The following is a 17,520-nucleotide window of genomic DNA, read 5'->3' as shown; positions in this document are numbered from 1 at the left end:
ACCGCCGTCACGTGGTTCACAGCCGGGTCACCTCGCCGCCGGTGTCGCGGAACGCGGGCAGCGTCGACACCTCGGCACGCCGCCCCCCGCGCAGGCGGGCCAGCGCCTTGGAGACGGTGCCGGTGGCGCCCGAGCCGGCGCGGTCCAGGTCGCGCAGGCCCTCGTCCAGGTCGATGGCCTGTTCGCCGAGGCCGATGGTGAGCGCGATGGTCTCGCAGACCGCGTCGAGGTCGTCCAGCACGACGGCGTTCTGCCCGAGCAGGTCCCGCCAGAAGTCGAGCACCTTGGCGTTGCCGGCGTAGTGGCTGCCGGCGGGGAGCAGGTAGTAGGTGTCCCAGCGGCGCGTCACCTCGTCGACGACCTGCCGCAGCGGTACGTCCTCGCGCAGGTCGTCGCCGGTCAGGCGGGCCACCTCCCGGGCCTTCACCTGCGGGTACGCCAGCTCGTCGCCGATGATGAACAGGTAGCCGCGCCGGCCGCGCTTCTCCCAGGAGTCGGTCACGGTGTGCCGGGCCATGAAGTACATGGCCAGCTCGTACGACTCGGTCATCTGCCCGCCGCCGCCGCCCTCCAGCACGATCCGGCCGAGGTCGTCGTCCATCCGGTTGTCCGACTCGAACTGGCCGACCTGCAACGGCACCCGGTCGCAGGTGGCGTCGCCGATCGCGCCGAACATGATCTGCGGGTCGCTGGCGTAGCCCTGCCGTTGCAGCAGCCCGAGCAGCTGCGGCAGCTTGGTCTGCAGGACGCGCGGCACGTTGCGCATCGAGCCGGTGACATCGAAGAGCACCGCGATGGGCGTCGAGCGGGGGTGCTCGTCGGAGTCGCGGCTCTCGCGCGTCGCGTCGCGCGGGTCGAGGGCGGGGTGCACCTTGCGTGCCCCGCTGTCGCTGTAGGAGAACGCGCTCTTGCCGGTCTTCCGGCGGTAGCGGTCGGCGGCGTCGTACACGTCGGTGGACCACATTCCACTGCCCATGACAGCTCCTTAGGGGTTGAGGGTGAAGGGTCGGAAGGTGCGTGGCCCGTAGAGCCGGTCCAGCACCTCGTCCAGTTCGCCGAGCAGGCGCCAGGCGTCGTCGGGCCGGTCGCGCAGGAACCGCTGCCGGCAGCCCTGCGCGAAGGTGAGCAGCTCGCGCGGCGCGTGGCGGTTCATCAGCCAGGTCATGCAGCGGGTGGCCATCATGATGTCGCTGCCCGGCCCGCAGGGCTGCTTCCGGTAGACCTCGGGCGGGTACCAGTCGTCGTAGCCGGGCACCAGCGCGGGGATCGTGCCGCCGACGGGGGCGGAGAAGCACCAGTCGACAAGCACCACGCCGTGCGCGTCCGGCTCGATCAGCACGTGCGGCGGCAGGACCGCGCCGTGCACGACGCCCGCCCGGTGGGCCAGGCCGAGCGCCACCAGCAGCCGGCGCCACATCCAGGCCACGTCGCGGGCGTCCAGCCCGTCCGGGTACGCGCGCCGGACCTCGTCGAGGTCGTGCAGGCCGGGCGCGGTGGCGAGCACGTTGATCCGCCGTTCGGCGCCGGTCGCGGCGTCGAGGTGCCGGAAGTCCTCGACCAGCCGGGGCACGTACGGCAGGTAGCGCGGGTCGCCGCGCTCGGCGATGGTGCGCAGGGCGTGCGCCTCGCGGGCCATCAGGTCGTTGTCGGTGGGTCGCCGGGGCAGCTTGAGCAGCCGGTCGGCCCCGACGTCGTAGAGGTCGGCCAGGTCGCCCGAGTAGGCCGGCGTGCCGAGTCGGTAGTCGCCGAGGACGGTGACCTGCCGGGCCCGCCAGCGGGTGGTGACCTGGACGAACGCGTCGGTGGCCTCGGCGCGTACCGCCGGGTCGGCCGGCAGGCGGTCGGGGTGCAGGGCCGCGACCAGCTCGCGGTAGCGCCGGGCCGGCTGGTCCGTGCCGAACAGGTCGGCGTCGGTGCGGGCCGCCGCGACCAGGCGGATGGCGTCGGCGGTCCTCATCGGACCGTCTCCTCCCGGGCGGGGCGCAGCAGCGCCGGGTGCAGCAGCCGGGCGTCGCCGGCCCGGTAGAGCTTGGCGCGGGGGCCGCCCCGGGCGCCGCCGCGCTCGGTGCTGGTGCCGGTGCTCTCGACGAAGCCCGGCACCGAGAGCACCTTGCGGTGGAAGTTGCCGGCGTGCAGCGGGTGGCCCCAGACCGTCTCGTAGACGGCGCGCAGCTCACTGATCGTGAACTCGCCGGCGAGGAAGCGCGTGGCGAGCGGGGTGTATTCCAGCTTGGACCGGGCCCGCTCCAGCGCGTCGTCGATGATCCGGCCGTGGTCGAAGGCGAGCTGCCGGTTGGCCAGCGCGGTCACCGGCAGCCAGCCGGCCTCGTCGGCGTCGGTGCCGGCGGCCGGGTCGGGCAGGTCGGGGGCGAACGCGAGGTGGGCGACCGAGACGACGCGCATACGCGGGTCGCGGTCGGGGGTGCCGTAGCTGCCCAACTGCTCCAGGTGTACGCGGCGCAGTCCCTCGCCGCCGAGCCCGGTCTCCTCGGTCAGCTCCCGCCGGGCGCCGGCGGTGAGGTCCTCGTCGGGGCGGACGAAGCCGCCGGGCAGCGCCCACCGCCCCTCGAAGGGCGGCTGGCCGCGCCGGATCAGCAGCAGGTGCAACGCGCCGTCCCGGATGGTCAGCGCCACCACGTCGACGGTCACGGCGACCGACGGGTAGGCCCCGGGGTCGTACGCGGCCAGGAAGTCCTGCTCGTCAACCATGTCTCTCTCATTCTGAGAACATCTCTATCTGAGAAGAACTTAGCGCACGAGAACGCCCCTGCCAAGTCCCGGACGGGATCCGGCAGGGGCGTACCCAGCTTCGGCGGGGGCGCCTCAGCGCACGAGGCCCGCCAGGTGCGGTCGGCCGCGCGAGTCGTGCAGGGCGAACCCGCCGTCCGGCAGCAGGCCGAAGCTCACCGTGCTCGGCAGCGGCACGGGCAGCTTGAAGGTCACCTCGACCGTGTAGGCGTCCGGCAGCCGGTTCTCCAGCGCGGCCAGGCAGCGGGCCTTGCTCCACATCCCGTGCGCGATGGGCCGGGGGAAGCCGAACAGCCGCGCGCCGAGGCGGGAGGTGTGGATCGGGTTGCGGTCGCCGGAGACCCGCGCGTAGTCCGTACCGACGCGCGGATCGACCCGCCAGCGGGCCGAGCCGGCCGGCGTCGCGGGCCGTCCGGCCTGCTCACGCCGCCCGCCGCCGCCCCGCTTGCCCTCCCTGCCGAGGTACGTCGAGACGCCGCGCCAGACCTCCGCCCCGTCGACCGAGCCGACCAGCACCACGTCGACCTGCCGCCCCCGGTCGTGCGGGCGCAGGTTCTCGGCGTACGTGCGGAAGTCGAGGGTCTCGTCGGCGGTGACCGGGCGGTGCACGGTGATCCGGTTGCCGACGTGCACCACGCCGGTCAGCGGGATGGGGAACTCCGGCGCGGTCATCAGCCGCAGCGCCAGCGGGAAGCCCATGACGTGCGGGAACGTCGCGGGCAGCCGGTCGGTGAGCCGGAAACCGCAGACCCGGTCGTAGTCGGCGAGGTGCGTCCGGTCGACGGCGATCCCGCCGACGGCCAGCTCGACCGCCGGGACGCCCGCCGACCGCCGCCCACCGTCGAGGCCGGGCAGCGCGCCGAGCAGCGCCCGTCGGTAGAGCGCCCCGGCCGCCGGCATCAGGGGCAGCTCGACGCGCTCCCGGGCACCCGTCCCGGCCGGGCCCTCGCCCGAGAGGTCCCGCGTCGCCTCGGCGGCGGAGGCGGCGAGGTCGTGCGTCTCTTCGAGGCTCAGGTCGTGGCCGGGCGCCGCCGGCCCGCGGATCGCGTCCAGGGTGTCCTGCGACAGGATCTCGGTCGGGCCGTCGATCAGCTCGTGCACCGACAGGTCGTCCGGGTCCGGCGCCGGTTGTCCTCTCCTCGCCATCACGCCCCCAGCAGGCTCTGGCCGCAGACCCGCACGACGTTGCCGCTGACCGCGCCGGAGGCCGGCCACGCCAGCCAGCCGATGGTCTCGGCGACGTCCACCGGCAGCCCGCCCTGGGACATGCTGTTCATCCGCCGGCCCGCCTCGCGGATCACCAGCGGGATGCGCGCGGTCAGCCGGGTCTCGATGAAACCGGGGGCGACCGCGTTGACGCTGATCTGCCGTTCGCGCAGCGCCGGGGCGAGCGACTCGACGAGCCCGATCACGCCCGCCTTGCTGGTGGCGTAGTTGGTCTGGCCCCGGTTGCCGGCGATGCCGGCGATCGAGGAGACCGAGACGATCCGGCCGCCGGCCGGGATCAGCTCCCGCTCCAGCAGCACGTCGTTGATCCGCTCCTGGCTGGAGAGGTTGACGTCGAGCACCGAGTCCCACCGGTCGGCGTCCATCCGGCCGAGGGTCTTGTCGCGGGTGATCCCGGCGTTGTGCACGACCACGTCGACCCGCCCGTGCCGCTCGGCCAGGTGCTCGGCGAGCCGCTGCGGGGCGTCGGGGGCGGTCAGGTCGAGCTGGACGGCGGTGCCGCCGATCTCGTTGGCGACCGCCGCCAGCTCGTCCCCGGCCGCCGGGATGTCCAGCGCCACCACCCGGGCCCCGTCGCGGGCCAGCACCCGGGCCAGCGCCGCGCCGATGCCCCGGGCCGCCCCGGTGACCAGGACGACCTGCCCGTCCAGCGGGCGGTCCCAGTCGGCCGGCGCCCCGGCCGTGCCGGCACCGACCCGGACCACCTGCCCGGAGACGTACGCGGACCGGCCGGAGAGCAGGAACCGCAGGGTCGCCTCCAGGCTCGTCCAGGTGCCGGCGTCCGGATCCTTCGTCACGTGGACGAGCTGGGCGGTGACGCCCCGGCCGAACTCCTTGCCGATGCTGCGGGTCAGCCCCTCCAGGGCCCGCTGGGCGGTCGCCTCCCGGGGGGAGCCGCACTCGTCGGGCGGGGTGCCGAGCACGACGACCCGGCCGCTGGGCAGCACCGACCGGGCGCGCGGGTGGAAGAAGTCGTAGAGCTGGCGCAGCTCGGTGGAGTCGGTGATGCCGGTGGCGTCGTACACCAGGGCGGCGAAGCGCTCGGTGGACTCCACGGCGCCGGGATCGCGCAGCTCGACCCCGGCGGCGGCCAGGAACTTGCCGACCGGCTCGGCGAGCCGGCCGCCGGTCGCGGCGCCCAGCAGGACGGGGCCGGGCACGATGGGATCGCCGGGGGTGTGCCGGCGCAGTCGCGGCGGGTCGGGCAGCCCGAGGCGCTTGACCAGCGTGCGGCCGGCCCCCGATCGGACGAAGCTCGCGTACCTGTCGGTCATAGGCGTAGCCTACTGGCGAGTAGGTTGAGGGCAAGTCTTTCGAGGAGGCGGGATCGTGCAGAGCATCCGGCGGGTGGCGGTCATCGGCGGCAACCGCATCCCCTTCGCGCGGTCCAACTCGCGGTACGCCAGCGCGTCGAACGCCGACATGCTGGGCGCCGCGTTGGACGGGCTCGTCGCCCGGTTCGGCCTGGCCGGCCAGCGCGTCGGCGAGGTGGTGGCCGGCGCGGTGCTCAAGCACGCGAAGGACTTCAACCTGACCCGCGAGGTGGTGCTCGGCTCGAAGCTCGACCCGCACACCCCCGCGTACGACATCCAGCAGGCCTGCGGCACCGGGCTGGAGGCGGCCATCCTGGTCGCCAACAAGATCGCCCTCGGGCAGATCGACGTCGGCATCGCCGGCGGCGTGGACACCACCTCCGACGCGCCGCTCGCCGTCAACGAGGAGATGCGCCGCACGCTGCTCCGGCTCAACAGCGCCCGCACCCTCGGCGAGCGGCTGAAGATCGCCGCGAAGCTGCGCCCCACCCAGCCGTTCAAGCCGGAGATCCCGCGCAACGCGGAGCCGCGTACCGGGCTGTCGATGGGGGAGCACGCCGCCCGCACGGCGCTGCGCTGGCAGGTCGACCGGCAGGCCCAGGACGAGCTGGCCCTGCGCTCGCACCAGCGGCTCGCCGCCGCGTACGACCGGGGGTTCTTCGACGACCTGCTGACGCCCTACCTCGGGCTGACCCGCGATGCGAACCTGCGCCCCGACACCAGCCTGGAGAAGCTCGGCTTGCTGAAGCCCGTCTTCGGCGCGAAGGGGCCCGACGCCGAGGCGGCGACCATGACGGCCGGCAACTCGTCGCCGCTGACCGACGGCGCCTCGACGGTGCTGCTGGCCAGCGAGGAGTGGGCCCGCGCGCACAGCCTGCCCGTGCTGGCGTGGTTCTCCTGGTCGGAGACCGCCGCCGTCGACTTCGTGCACGGCGACGAGGGGCTGCTGATGGCCCCCGCGTACGCGGTGCCCCGGATGCTGACCCGGGCCGGGCTGACGCTCCAGGACTTCGACTTCTACGAGATCCACGAGGCGTTCGCCTCCCAGGTGCTGGCGACCCTCGCCGCCTGGGAGTCCCCGGAGTTCTGCAAGGACCGGCTGGGCCTGGACGCCCCGCTCGGCGCCGTCGACCGGGAGAAGCTGAACGTCAACGGCTCGTCGCTGGCGGCCGGGCACCCGTTCGCGGCCACCGGCGGGCGGATCGTGGCGACCCTGGCGAAGCTGCTGGCGGAAAAGGGCGGCGGCCGGGGCCTGATCTCGATCTGCGCGGCGGGCGGCCAGGGCGTGACCGCGATCCTGGAGCGCTGAGCCGGGCACCTGATCCGCAAACGCTGAGCCGGGCGACCTGCCCGGCCTCCGCGCTTCCGCCCGCCGGGTCAGGCGGTGGCGCCGCCGTCGATGGCGATCGACGCGCCGGTGATGTGCCGGCCGCCCTCGCCCACCAGATGGCTGACCGTCGCCGCCACGTCCTCCGGCGTGCCGTAGCGGCCGAGGGCGATGTGTGACCGCTGGGCGTCCGCGCTGGCGCTGTCCGCCCGGTTCATGTCGGTGTCGGTGGAACCGGGCAGGACCAGGTTGACGGTGATCCCGCGCGGGCCGAGTTCGCGGGCGAGTGCCCTGGTCAGGCCGTTGACGGCGGTCTTGGTCATGGCGTAGACGCTGACCCCGGGAGCCGGTACGCGGCTGGCGAAGCTGCTGCCGACGTTGACGATCCGCCCGCCGTCGCGCAGGTGGCGTACCGCCGCCTGGGTGGCCAGGAACACCCCGCGCACGTTGACGGCGATGGCCCGGTCGAGGTCTTCGGGGCTGACCCGATCGATCGGCCCGGCCGAGAACACCCCGGCGTTGTTGACCAGGATGTCCAGCCGCCCCAGCTCGGCGACGGTCCGCTCGACCGCGTCGACGACCGCCGTACCCTCGGCGCTGTCGGCCCGGATGGCCAGGCCGGTGCGGCCGTACGACGTGATGTCGGCGACGACGGCCTTCGCGCTCTCCTCCGCGCTGCGGTAGGTGAACGCGACGTGGGCTCCGTCCTGGGCCAGCCGGCGTACGACGGCGGCACCGATACCGCGGCTACCGCCGGTGACCAGGGCGACCTTGCCCGTAAGTCTGGACACTCTTCCTCATTCCCGTCAATCGGCTCAGCAGGACGATCACCATAGCCAGCCAGCAACCCTGACGATGCGGTGCGGGCGGGTCCGGGAGAATGGGCGCCGTGACGACGATCCCGAACGTGCTCGCCAACCGGTACGCCTCGCCCGAACTGGTCGCCCTCTGGTCGCCGGAGGAGAAGATCCGGATGGAGCGGCGGCTCTGGCTCGCCGTGCTCCGGGCCCAGCGGGACCTCGGCATCGCAGTGCCCGACGGCGTGGTCGAGGCGTACGAGGGGGTGCTCGACCAGGTCGACCTGGCCTCGATCGCCGAGCGGGAGCGGGTCACCCGGCACGACGTGAAGGCCCGGATCGAGGAGTTCAGCGCGCTCGCCGGGCACGAGCACGTGCACAAGGGGATGACCTCCCGTGACCTCACCGAGAACGTCGAGCAGCTCCAGGTGCGCCGCTCGCTGGAGCTGATCCGGGACCGGGTGGTCGCCACCCTGGCCCGGCTGTCCCGGCTCGCCGTCGAGCACTCCGACCTGGTCATGACCGGTCGCTCGCACAACGTCGCGGCGCAGGCCACCACGCTGGGCAAGCGCTTCGCGTCGGCCGCGGAGGAGCTGCTCATCGCGTACGAGCGGCTGGACGACCTGATCAACTGGTACCCGCTGCGGGGCGTCAAGGGCCCCGTCGGCACCGCCGCCGACCAGCTCGACCTCTTCGACGGCGACGCCGACAAGGTGGCCGAGCTGGAGCGCCGGGTGGCCGGGCACCTCGGCTTCAGCCGCGTGCTCGACAGCGTCGGCCAGGTCTACCCGCGCTCGATCGACCTGGCGGTGCTCTCCGCGCTCGCCCAGATCGCCGCCGCCCCGTCGTCGCTGGCGACCACCATCCGGCTGATGGTCGGCCAGGAGCTGGCCACCGAGGGCTTCAAGCCGGGCCAGGTGGGCTCCAGCGCGATGCCGCACAAGATGAACACCCGCTCCAGCGAGCGGGTCAACGGCTTCGCGGTGATCATCCGGGGCTACCTGTCGATGGTCGGCGAGCTGGCCGGCGACCAGTGGAACGAGGGGGACGTCTCCTGCTCGGTGGTCCGCCGGGTCGCCCTGCCGGACGCGTTCTTCGCCGCCGACGGGCTGTTCCAGACCTTCCTCACCGTGCTGGACGAGTTCGGCGCGTACCCGGCGGTCGTCAACCGCGAGCTGGAGCGCTTCCTGCCGTTCCTGGCCACCACGAAGATCCTGGTGGCGGCGGTCCGGCGTGGCGTCGGCCGCGAGGTCGCCCACGAGGCGATCAAGGAGCACGCGGTCGCGGTGGCCCTGGCCATGCGCGAGAAGGGCGCCGCCGAGAACGACCTCTTCGACCGCCTGGCGCAGGACGGCCGCCTGGGCCTGACCCGCGCCGAGATCGACACCCTCGTCGCCGACCGCTCCGCCTTCGTCGGCGCCGCCCCGGCCCAGGTGGCGGCGGTCGCCCGCCGCATAGCCACGGTCGTGGACGCCCACCCCCAGGCCGCCACCTACACCCCACCCCCCATCCTCTAACCCCCACCCACCCGGGCCGCCGCGCGCCCCTCCCGAGCCGTTGATCATGAAGTTGTTGTCGCGACACGCCGATGAAACCGGCAACAACTTCATGATCAACCGTGTCGGGCGGCGCGCCCCGGAGCGCCCGGAGGGGGTGGGGTGGGTGGTGGGGTGGTGGTCAGGAGTCTCGGGTCGGGGTTTCCGCTGCGGAGCGGAGGTTGGGGGCGCTCGCCGGTTCGGCGATGCCGCCCGGGGACTCGGCGAAGGCGGGGTCGTGCGCGGTCTCCGCGGCGACCAGCGGCTGGTCGGGTGGCATGACGTCGGGCATCTTGGGCGCCACGACCACGGCCGTGCCGTACGCGCAGATCTCCATCCACATCTCGCCGCAGTCGCGGCTGTCGAAGCGCATCCCCACCACGGCGTTCGCGCCGATGCGGCGGGCCTCCTCGCCGAGCCGGGCCACCGAGTCCGTACGCCACCGGGTCAGGTTGTCCGGGGCCATCGGGTCGTACGCGCCACCGCGCAGGTTCTTGACCCCCTCGCGGTACGGGTTCCGCGTCCTGGCCATCGAGGACACCACTTCGCCGAGGATCTGGCGGATCTCGTACCCGGGTAGTTGCTCCGTCGTCACGACCAGCACGTTTCCGATGGTCGCAGGGTTGCGCGCACCCGATCGTGAGCCGTGTTCACCTGATCGGATGCTGCAAAACGGCGCGGCGCGGACGGCCGGCACGCTGCCGACCATCCGCGCCCGGCGCGGTGCTAACCGTCAGACACCGGCAGTCTGGGTGATCCAGGCCCGGTTGTACGCGACGCTGCCGTAGTTCTGGATGCTCTGGCCGTCGGCGGTGGAGGCGACGCCCACCTGCGCGCCGTTGTAGAACTGCGGGCCGCCCGAGTCGCCCCGCCAGGCGTTGCCGTTGATCCGGGTGCTGCGGATCGCCTGGCCGCCGTACGCGTCGGTGGCGCTGTTGCTGGTCACCCGGACCGACGCGGTCTTCAGCTGGGTCGACGCGGAGCAGCCGCTGTAGCAGGTCATGCCCCAGCCGTAGATCGAGTTGGTCGAGTTGAGCGGCGGGTTGCTGTTGGCGAGCGTGACGTACGAGGTGCTCACCGAGCTGGACAGGCGCAGCAGGGCCAGGTCGTACCGGCTGTAGCTGGCGCTGACGGTGCGGGTCTGGCCGCCGGAGGTGCGGTTGACGCTGCCCACCCGGACGGACATCGTGCCGTTCACGCAGTGCCGGGCGGTGAGCACCCACTGCGGCGCGATGATGGTGCCGGAGCAGGTGAACGAGCCGTTGCTGAGCACGGCGGCGGCCCACGGGGCCGACGAGACGGTGCTGCCGCCGATGATCGGCTGGGGGCCGGCCGGGGCGGCGAGGGCGCCGGAGCTGGCGCCGAGCAGGCCGGCTGCTGCGGTGGCCAGCACCGCGACCATGGATCGGATGCGCATGGGGGCTCCTTCGGGGTGGGGCCCGGGTTCACCGGGTCGAGCTGTCGGCCGGCGGGCGGGTGGCCCGACGGTCGATCGACGTACGACGATGTACGGTAGGGCCCCTGAGATGTCGTTCACAAGAGATCCATCGGAAATGATGGATGAGACGGTATGGCCGGGCGGGGCGGCGGGCGGCCCTCCGGCGATCCGGCGGAGTGGGGCGAAACGGGTCGGTCGGCAACGGATGGGCATCGGGATCGCAACGAACCCGCATCGGTCCCCGGGCCCCGCGCCGGGAATGTCGATCACCGCCTGAACTGCGTCCGGCCGGTGCGTCCGGGGCGGTATCTGCCAGGTAGGCTGGCTGCGCTCGCCCGTTGTGGGTAGGCACCCAACTGCGTACACAGTCAGGAGTGCCCAGTGCCTCGCGTCGTCGTCGACGTCATGCTCAAGCCCGAGATCCTCGATCCCCAGGGCCAGGCCGTCGCAAACGCGCTGCCCCGGCTCGGCGTCAGCGACGTCGCCTCGGTTCGGATCGGCAGGCGGATCGAGATCGAATTCACCGGTGAACCGGACCTGGACCGGGCCCGGGAGATCGCCGACAAGCTGCTCGCCAACCCGGTCATCGAGGACTTCACGGTCCGCGTGGCCGAGGCCGACGAGACCGTGGACGCACGCTCGTGACCGCCCGGGTGGGTGTGGTCACCTTCCCCGGCTCGCTCGACGACGGGGACGCGGCCCGGGCCGTCCGGATCGCGGGCGCCGAACCGGTCCGCCTCTGGCACGGCGACCCGCAGCTGCACGGGGTGGACGCCGTCGTCCTGCCCGGCGGCTTCTCCTACGGCGACTACCTGCGCTGCGGCGCCATCGCCCGGTTCGCCCCGGTGATGGGGACGATCGTGGACGCGGCCCGGGGCGGCCTGCCCGTGCTCGGCATCTGCAACGGCTTCCAGATCCTCTGCGAGGCCCACCTGCTGCCCGGCGCGCTCACCCGCAACCAGCACCTGCACTTCCGCAACCGCGACCAGGTCCTGCGCGTCGAGTCGGCCGGCACCGCGTGGACCAACGCGTTCCAGCCCGGCCAGGAGGTGCTGATCCCGGTCAAGAACGGCGAGGGCTGCTACGTCGCCGACACCGCGACGCTGGACCAGCTCGAAGCCGAGGGCCGGGTGGTCGCCCGCTACGTCGGCGGCAACCCCAACGGGTCGCAGCGCGACATCGCCGCGATCACGAACCCCGCCGGCAACGTGGTCGGCATCATGCCGCATCCCGAGCACGCGGTGGAGGCGCTCACGGGCCCCTCCCTGGACGGTCTCGGCTTCTTCACCTCGGTGCTCAAGCACCTGGTGGGGACGCCGGCGTGACCGTGCGCGGCATCAACGGTCGGCTCACCCGCCCGTCGGGCGGACGCGAGCGCAGCGAGGAGAGGTCATGACCACCCATCCGGACGAGGTACGGGATAACCCGGAGGCCTTCCCGGCCGGCCCGGCGCAGCCGGTGGAGCCGCGTCCGGCCGGCGTCGTGCCGCCGGCCGGGCGTCCAGGGCCGGCGACCGCCGACTGGGCCGACGGACTGGACACCGTGCCGCGCGCCGGGGACACCCCCGGTGAGCTCCAGCCGTACGCCGAGCTGGGGCTCCGCGACGACGAGTACGAGCGGATCCGGCACATCCTCGACCGGCGGCCCACCCAGGCCGAGCTGGCGATGTACTCGATCATGTGGAGCGAGCACTGCTCCTACAAGTCGAGCAAGGTGCACCTGCGGCAGTTCGGCGAGAAGGCCCCGCCGAGCGACCGGCTGCTCGCCGGCATCGGCGAGAACGCCGGCGTCGTGCAGGTCTCCGACGAGCTGGCGGTGACCTTCAAGGTCGAGTCGCACAACCACCCGAGTTTCGTCGAGCCCTACCAGGGCGCGGCCACCGGCGTCGGCGGCATCGTGCGGGACATCCTCGCCATGGGCGCCCGCCCGGTCGCGGTGATGGACCCGCTGCGCTTCGGCGCCGCCGACCACCCCGACACCGCCCGGGTGCTGCCCGGCGTGGTCGCCGGCGTGGGTGGCTACGGCAACTGCCTGGGTCTGCCGAACATCGGCGGCGAGGTCGTCTTCGACCCCTGCTACCAGGGCAACCCGCTGGTCAACGCGCTCTGCCTCGGCGTGCTGCCGGTCGACCGGCTGCAGAACAAGGCCGCCGCCGGCCCGGGCAACGTCGTCGTGCTGATGGGCGCCAGGACCGGCCGGGACGGCATCGGCGGCGTGTCGGTGCTGGCCAGCGCCACCTTCGACGAGGGCAGCGAGAAGCGCCGCCCGTCGGTGCAGGTCGGCGACCCGTTCATGGAGAAGCTGCTCATCGAGGCGTGCCTGGAGCTCTACGACGCCCGGCTGGTCGTCGGCATCCAGGACCTCGGCGGCGCCGGCCTGACCTGCGCGCTGACCGAGACCGCCGCGGCGGCCGGCACCGGCATGCGGGTCTGGCTGGAGCGCGTGCCGCTGCGCGAGGCCTCGATGGAGCCGCACGAGATCCTGGCCAGCGAGTCCCAGGAGCGGATGCTGCTGGTCGTCGAGCCGGAGAAGCTCGAAGCGGTGCTCAAGACCGCCGAGAAGTGGGGCGTCTGGGCCACCGCCATCGGCGAGGTCACCCCGCCGGCGCCGGACGGCCAGCCGGGCCGGCTGCTGATCACCTGGCACGACCAGCTCGTGGTGGACGTGCCGCCGGGCTCGCTGGTCGACGACGGTCCGGTCTACGCCCGCCCGATGCGCGAGCCGGCCGACCTGATCCTGCTCCAGGCCGACCGCGCCGAGACGCTGCCCCGGCCGGCCGACCCGGACGCGCTGCGTGAGACCGTGCTGCGCATGATCGCGTCGCCCAACCTGGCGGACAAGACCTGGGTCACCGAGCAGTACGACCGCTACGTGCTGGGCAACACCGTGCTCGCCCAGCCGGAGGACTCCGGCGTGATCCGGATCGACGAGCGGACCGGGCTGGGCGTGGCGCTGTCGGTGGACGGCAACGGCCGGTACGCGCGGCTCGACCCGTACCACGGCACGAAGCTCGCGCTGGCGGAGGCGTACCGGAACGTGGCCGTCACCGGCGCGAAGCCGATCGCCGTCACCAACTGCCTCAACTTCGGCTCGCCGGAGGACCCGGGCGTGATGTGGCAGTTCGCCGAGGCCGTCCGCGGCCTCGCCGACGGCTGCGCCGAGCTGGGCATCCCGGTCACCGGCGGCAACGTCAGCTTCTACAACCAGACCGGCGCGGCGCCGATCCACCCGACCCCGGTGGTCGGTGTGCTCGGCGTGCTCGACGACGTGGCCGACCGGGTGCCGATGGGCTTCGTGCCCCGGCCCGGCGGCGATCACGACCAGATCTTCCTGCTCGGCGAGACGCACGTGGAGCTCTCCGGCTCGGAGTGGGCCTGGGTCACCCACGAGCACCTCGGCGGCGTACCCCCGCAGGTCGACCTGGCCCGCGAGCGGCTCCTGGCTGACCTGCTGGCGGAGGCCGCGCGGGTCGGGCACCTGAGCGCCGCGCACGACCTCTCCGACGGCGGCCTCGCGCAGAGCCTGGTGGAGTCCTGCCTGCGGCGCGGCGTCGGCGCCCGGATCGCCGTGCCGGAGCGGTTCGACGGCGGCTCGATGCCGTTCGTCTACCTGTTCAGCGAGTCCGCGGGCCGGGCCCTGGTGTCGGTGCCGCGCGGCCACGAGAAGGCGTTCACCGCCCTCTGCGCCGAGCGCGGCGTGCCGTTCGAGCTGATCGGCGTCACCGACCCGACCGGCGGCGCGCTGGAGGTGCACGGCCAGTTCCGCATCGGCCTGGACGAGCTGCGCGCCGCGCACAGCGAGACGCTGCCGCGCCTCTTCGGGGGCGCGGGGGTCGTCGAGGTGCCCGCGCCGGCCACCGGTGTGGCGGGTGCCGTCGAGGCCGTGCCGCTGCCCGTCGCCGAATCGGCCGGCGTGGAGCCGGTGGACCCGTCGGCCGTCGTGAGCGAGCCGATCGCGTCGGCCGGGCCGGTCCCGTCGACCGGTGCCGTCGAGCCGGTGACCCCGGCCGAGCCGGCAGCCCCGGCGGCCGTCGCGCCCGGCCCGGAGCAGCCGGCGGCCGAGGCCGCCGACCGGCCGGCCGAGGTCGGCGGAGCGTCGGCTCCCGAGCCCGGCGACACCGAGCCCGGTCAGCGCTGAGGCGGTGGCCGCGGCCGTCCACGTCCAACCCGGTTCAGGCGCCCGCTTCGACTGGGGGTTGACGGGGGCGGCCGAGCTGGGCCGGGTGTGCGCGGTGCTGGTGGTGGTGGACGTGCTGTCGTTCACCACCGCCGTGGACGTCGCGGTCGGACGCGGCATGCGGGTGCACCCGTTCCCGTGGGGCGAGCAGGCCGCCGACTACGCGCGGCGGGTCGGCGCGGTCGCGGCGGTGGGCCGCCGGCAGACGACCCCGGAACATCCGTGGTCGCTCTCGTCGGCGGCGTTGACCACCGCGCCGGTCGTCGCCGACCTGGTGCTGCCGTCGCCGAACGGGTCGGCGATCAGCGCGGCGGCCAGCGCCACCGGACTACCGGTGGTCGCGGCCTGCCTGCGCAACGCGCAAGCCGTCGGCCGTTGGCTCGACCAGCAGGGGTACGGCTCGACGGACGCGCCGATCGGCGTGATCGCCTCGGGCGAGCGCTGGCCGGACGGCTCCCTGCGCCCCTGCGTGGAGGACCAGCTCGGGGCGGCCTGCGTGCTGGACGCCCTGTCGGGTGTGCCCGGCGGCCTCTCCGTGGAGGCGGCCATGGCCCTCGCCGCGCTCGCCAGCACCCCCGACGTGCCCGCCGCGGTCTGCGGCAGCGTGTCCGGCCGCGAGCTCATCGAGGGCGGCTTCGCCGGGGACGTGGAGGTCGCCGTCCGGGTCGGCGTCTCGGACGTGGTCCCGGTGCTGCGGCAGGGCGTCTTCTCCGCCGCCTGACCTCCCCGCGACCGCTCGATCCGACCGGGTGTCGGGGCGGGCCGGAACGGCGGCGAGGGCCGGAACGCGGTGAGGGCCGCCCGGAGATCCGGACGGCCCTCGCCGTGGTGCTGTCGTCGGGGGCCGGCCCCGAGCGGTCAGTCGTCCAGCCAGTCCAGCCGGCGGCCACCCCGGTCCTGCTGCGGTGGGCCGTCTGGGCGACCGCGACCGGTCTGCGGGTCGTCGTAGCCGCCCGGCTGGCCGTAGCCACCCTGGCCGTAGCCGTCGCGGTCCTCGTAGCCGCCGCGCTGCTGCGGGGGCTCCTGGCCGTAGCCACCCTGGCCGTAGCCGCCCTGGTTGTCGTACGAGGTGGGCTGGTCGTAGCCGCCCGGCTGGCCGTAGCCGCCGCGTGGCGCGGTGGGCTCCTGACCGCCGTAGCCGCCGGACTGGCCGTAGCCGCCCCGCTCGTAGCCGCCGCCCGGCTGGTCGTAACCGCCGGTCGACTCGCCACCCCGGCCGTACGCGCCCGGGTCGGGCTGGCCGTAGCCCTGACCCTGCTCCGGCTGGTAGACGCCGGTGGCGTACGGGTCGGCCGGGGCCGGGTACTGGGTGGCGTCGCCGGTGTAGCGGCCGGTCGGCTCGTCGTACCGCTCGCCGTGACCCCGGCCACCGCCCGCCGGCGGGTAGCCCGCGGCACCCGCCGTGCCGGCCGCACCTGCCGGAGCGCCGTAGTCGTTGCCGCCGTAGCCGCCGCCCGAGGCGGGAGCGTTGCCGTAGCCGCTCCCGGACGAAGGCGCGTTGCCGTAGCCGCCGCTGCCGTAGCCGCCGCCGGAGGCGGGGGCGTTGCCGTAGCCGGCACCGCCGTAGCCACCCCCGCCGGCCGGTTCGTCGCCGTAGCCGCTGCCGCCCCAGCCCTGCTGGTTGCCCGCCGCGCCGTAGGGCTGCGGGGGAGCGCCGTACGGGTCCGGCGGCACGTCGTCGACCACGGGGCGGTGCATCATCGTCGGGGCGTCGCTGAGCGCGGCGCCGCCCACCATCGTCGGATCCGGCGTGGTGCCGACCCGGTTGACCACCCGGGTCTGGTCGTCCGCGCCCCGGAACGCCCCGCGGGCCGCCGGGACCGCGCCGGCCGCGGCGCCCGCCGGGGCGTCGTCGTCGGCCTCGTCGCCGTTGTCCTTGCGCCGCATCAGGAGCAGCACGATGGTGCCGACACCGGCGGCGACGAGCAGGCCGCCGAGCAGGATGATCAGCCAGGAGCCCATGCCGCCGGAGTCCTCGTTGCTGGCGTTGGCCGCCGCGCCCGGGGTCGCCTCGGTGCTCTCCTCGGGCGTCTCCTCGACGGGCTCGTCAGAGGGCAGGGGCTCCTCGCTGGCCGACGGGGTGGGGCTCGGGGTCGTCTCGACCTTGATCGCCAGCGCGATGCGCTGGCCGGTGATGCTCTGCCCGGCGGACGCGTCGAAGCTCTTGGTGGCGTAGACCTCACCGACGCTGGCGCCGATGGCGAGCCGGCCGGGCGCGATCGGCTTCGCGCTGCTGCCGGTGAAGCGGAAGTTGCCGTCGTCGTCGCTGATCGTGTCGATCTTCTTGCCGGCGCCGTCCTGGAGCATGACCACGGCGTTCGGTACGGCCTTGCCGTTCGCCTGGGCGACCACCTTGCCGGAGACCACCTTGACGGTCTGCGTCTGGGCCGGCTGGGACGGCTGGGCCCGGCCCTTGACGCCGAGCTGGAAGGTGGCGGTGCCGGCGCCGGACTTGTCGCCCTCGGCCGCCACCGTCACGGTGACGTTGGCGTCGCCGGCGTTGTCGCTGGCCCTGATCCGCAGCAGCTGGGACCTCGGCCGGTCGTTGTTGACGTCGATCTCTCCGCAGCCGCCCGCGCAGCTCACGCCGCTCGGCAGGCCGGCGAGGCTGATCTGGACCTTCTCGTCGCCTTCGCGGGGGGTCACCTGCACGGTGACGGCGGCGTCGCTGCCGGCGTTGACGGTGACCGAGCCGGGCGACACGGTGACGTCCGCGGCCAGGGCTGGTGTGGCGGGGGCGGCGAGCAGAGCGCCGACAACCAGCGCCACGACCACACCGGCCCGCTGCTTCCAGGCACGTCGGTGTGTTGACACGTCCACCGCCCTTCCGGACTGACTTCCCTCGGCGGCGGGGCGCCGGGCCGGGGATCATCACGGTACGAATACGCCGTCGGCAACTATGCCTTGTCTGACCGGATCGGCGCGACCCAGGGCCAGCGTCAGGCGCGGCGTGCTGAAG

General features: G+C 73.9%; 15 protein-coding genes. 6 read left to right on the top strand and 9 right to left on the bottom strand.

All coding sequences use genetic code 11. The annotated features are described in order from the left end of the window. Positions 1-16: 16 nt before the first annotated feature. The 5 genes from EV374_RS13400 to EV374_RS13380 all read right to left on the bottom strand — a co-directional run bounded on the left by EV374_RS13400 (position 17) and on the right by EV374_RS13380 (position 5,249). Entirely contained in the window at positions 17-976 is a 960-nt protein-coding gene (locus EV374_RS13400) for a hypothetical protein (RefSeq protein ID WP_132235172.1), read from the bottom strand. 9 nt (positions 977-985) lie between these two features. Further along, positions 986-1,957: a serine/threonine protein kinase gene (locus EV374_RS13395; protein ID WP_132235170.1), complete on the bottom strand. Its 972-nt coding sequence runs from the start codon at positions 1,955-1,957 to the stop codon at positions 986-988. After that, positions 1,954-2,709, bottom strand: a complete 756-nt coding sequence (locus tag EV374_RS13390; RefSeq protein ID WP_132235168.1) for an NUDIX hydrolase — start codon at positions 2,707-2,709, stop codon at positions 1,954-1,956. The genes EV374_RS13395 and EV374_RS13390 overlap by 4 nt, the downstream gene beginning before the upstream one ends. A gap of 114 nt (positions 2,710-2,823) precedes the next feature. Continuing rightward, positions 2,824-3,648, bottom strand: coding sequence for a MaoC/PaaZ C-terminal domain-containing protein (locus tag EV374_RS13385; protein ID WP_486485751.1), 825 nt, complete (start codon positions 3,646-3,648; stop codon positions 2,824-2,826). A gap of 245 nt (positions 3,649-3,893) precedes the next feature. Then, the gene (locus EV374_RS13380) at positions 3,894-5,249 is read right to left on the bottom strand and encodes a 3-oxoacyl-ACP reductase (RefSeq protein WP_132235164.1); all 1,356 of its coding nucleotides are present in this window, start codon (positions 5,247-5,249) and stop codon (positions 3,894-3,896) included. Between the two features lie 55 nt (positions 5,250-5,304). On the opposite strand from EV374_RS13380, the gene EV374_RS13375 reads away from it, so the two are divergent. Further along, on the top strand, positions 5,305-6,597 hold the full coding sequence (locus tag EV374_RS13375) for an acetyl-CoA C-acetyltransferase (RefSeq protein WP_132235162.1): 1,293 nt from the start codon (positions 5,305-5,307) through the stop codon (positions 6,595-6,597). Between the two features lie 68 nt (positions 6,598-6,665). Here EV374_RS13375 and EV374_RS13370 read toward each other — a convergent pair whose 3' ends face one another. Further along, positions 6,666-7,406, bottom strand: coding sequence for a 3-oxoacyl-ACP reductase family protein (locus EV374_RS13370; protein WP_132235160.1), 741 nt, complete (start codon positions 7,404-7,406; stop codon positions 6,666-6,668). Between the two features lie 98 nt (positions 7,407-7,504). Between EV374_RS13370 and purB the strand changes: the two genes are divergently transcribed. Continuing rightward, on the top strand, positions 7,505-8,929 hold the full coding sequence (gene purB / locus EV374_RS13365) for an adenylosuccinate lyase (protein WP_132235158.1): 1,425 nt from the start codon (positions 7,505-7,507) through the stop codon (positions 8,927-8,929). A gap of 160 nt (positions 8,930-9,089) precedes the next feature. On the opposite strand, the gene EV374_RS13360 is transcribed toward purB, so the two are convergent. Next, the gene (locus tag EV374_RS13360) at positions 9,090-9,656 is read right to left on the bottom strand and encodes a YbjQ family protein (protein ID WP_132235156.1); all 567 of its coding nucleotides are present in this window, start codon (positions 9,654-9,656) and stop codon (positions 9,090-9,092) included. A 24-nt stretch (positions 9,657-9,680) separates the two neighbouring features. After that, complete coding sequence (locus EV374_RS13355; protein WP_132235154.1) at positions 9,681-10,364, bottom strand: S1 family peptidase; 684 nt, start codon at positions 10,362-10,364, stop codon at positions 9,681-9,683. A gap of 402 nt (positions 10,365-10,766) precedes the next feature. Here EV374_RS13355 and purS point away from each other — a divergent pair, with 402 nt between their 5' ends. From purS to EV374_RS13335, 4 genes are all read left to right on the top strand, one after another. Next, positions 10,767-11,030, top strand: coding sequence for a phosphoribosylformylglycinamidine synthase subunit PurS (gene purS / locus EV374_RS13350; protein WP_121397234.1), 264 nt, complete (start codon positions 10,767-10,769; stop codon positions 11,028-11,030). After that, entirely contained in the window at positions 11,027-11,710 is a 684-nt protein-coding gene (purQ, locus tag EV374_RS13345; protein WP_132235152.1) for a phosphoribosylformylglycinamidine synthase subunit PurQ, read from the top strand. The genes purS and purQ overlap by 4 nt, the downstream gene beginning before the upstream one ends. Positions 11,711-11,777: 67 nt before the next feature. Further along, the gene (purL, locus tag EV374_RS13340) at positions 11,778-14,522 is read left to right on the top strand and encodes a phosphoribosylformylglycinamidine synthase subunit PurL (RefSeq protein WP_486485737.1); all 2,745 of its coding nucleotides are present in this window, start codon (positions 11,778-11,780) and stop codon (positions 14,520-14,522) included. A gap of 4 nt (positions 14,523-14,526) precedes the next feature. After that, positions 14,527-15,282 (top strand): 2-phosphosulfolactate phosphatase, encoded by a 756-nt coding sequence (locus EV374_RS13335; RefSeq protein WP_132235150.1) that lies wholly within the window; start codon positions 14,527-14,529, stop codon positions 15,280-15,282. 137 nt (positions 15,283-15,419) lie between these two features. Here EV374_RS13335 and EV374_RS13330 read toward each other — a convergent pair whose 3' ends face one another. Continuing rightward, positions 15,420-17,375, bottom strand: a complete 1,956-nt coding sequence (locus EV374_RS13330; protein ID WP_165947777.1) for a hypothetical protein — start codon at positions 17,373-17,375, stop codon at positions 15,420-15,422. Positions 17,376-17,520: the final 145 nt, after the last annotated feature.

The sequence above is a fragment of the Micromonospora sp. CNZ303 genome (genome assembly GCF_004345505.1).
Note: the sequence above shows the minus strand (reverse complement) of the source record. Positions and strands in the feature narration are given on the sequence as shown.